We start from the raw sequence: 1,208 nt of genomic DNA on the forward strand, positions 1-1,208 counted from the left end.
ATTTTCTGCCCGGCCTAGGACGAATCACGTGTTCAAGTTGCAGTTCTTGTTCGGTTTCAATTCGATCTTCTTCTATCTTTACTGGTACAAAAGTTTCTTTTTCACTGAATGTCTTTTGCGCCGTTAACTCTGGTGAATCCGATTGCTGCTCTTTCTCAAGTGCTTTTTCAGAGAAAATTTGTTTCTGCTTCAATTCACTCATTTCAATTTGTCTCCTAGCAGATAATCCAGTGCTTTATCTAGACGTATGTGTTTCATCGGTTCATCACTTGCTGACGGCATAGGACGGAAGGAAGTAAAGTCGAAACCACTGTTTTGCCAATAGGCAGCATTGGGTAGCTTCTTCGGCACCTCTCCTGGGAACATCGTCATTGCCTCACCGTTTAAGGTCGTCCCTTGTAACGCAGAAATGGTTTTGTCGCCTGAGGTAATAAACCCAGAAGTGGTCGCTTGGATGGAAGCAATGCTCATACAACTCATTTCAATGTTCTCATAAGCAGCGGTTTGCCATGCTGGGTGCACCATTTGTTGCAGTAGAGAGACAAGGTGCGGATGCTGATCTGGTGTCACGTGATCGGCCTTGGTGGCGGCAAATAGCACTTTGTCTATTTTTGGCGAGAACAAACGACGCAAAAAGCTACTGCGACCATAACGAAAGCTGTGCATGATCTGCTCAAGAGCCTGACGCATATCATAAAACGCCTCGTCGCCAGCATTAAGTGGCTGTAAACAATCCACCAGCACAATTTGGCGGTCAAATGTTGCAAAATGGTGCTTATAAAACGCTTTCACGACTTTTTGCTGATATTCATGAAAACGCGCTTCCAACATGGCTAAGTTGCTGCCTTTAGGCGCTTTGCTTTCCGATTCAAATCGACAAGGAAAGAACTGCAACACCGGTGCACCAGCAAGCTCTCCTGGTAACACAAATCGCCCTGGCTGAACCCAGTGCAGCCCAGCATCTTTACAAGCATGGAGATAATCCGTGTAGGCGTGAGCCACTTTCTCTAGCTGTTTTTCATCTGCATCCGCATTGAGCTCGATCTGTTCGAGTTCAGCTAGCCATGCTTGAGCTAACTCTTTGCGTTTGCCTTTCAGCGCGTCAAACTGCGTTTGAGACCAACTCGAAAAGTCCATATCTAGCAAAGGCAAGTCCAGTAGCCATTCCCCCGGATAGTCGATGATGTCAACATTGAGAACCGCCGTTT

1 protein-coding gene and 1 pseudogene are annotated in these 1,208 nt (G+C 46.4%); both read right to left on the bottom strand.

Translation table 11 applies throughout. From position 1 onward, the window contains the following. Positions 1-202, bottom strand: a pseudogene (locus R7O12_RS25765) (TIGR01620 family protein); the annotation flags it as partial. Continuing rightward, positions 199-1,208, bottom strand: a 1,010-nt coding sequence (locus tag R7O12_RS25770) for a YcjX family protein (RefSeq protein ID WP_318126898.1), incomplete at its 5' end; no start/stop codon positions are given. The gene R7O12_RS25770 and the pseudogene R7O12_RS25765, both read right to left, overlap by 4 nt.

The sequence above is a fragment of the Vibrio sp. Vb1574 genome (genome assembly GCF_033338675.1).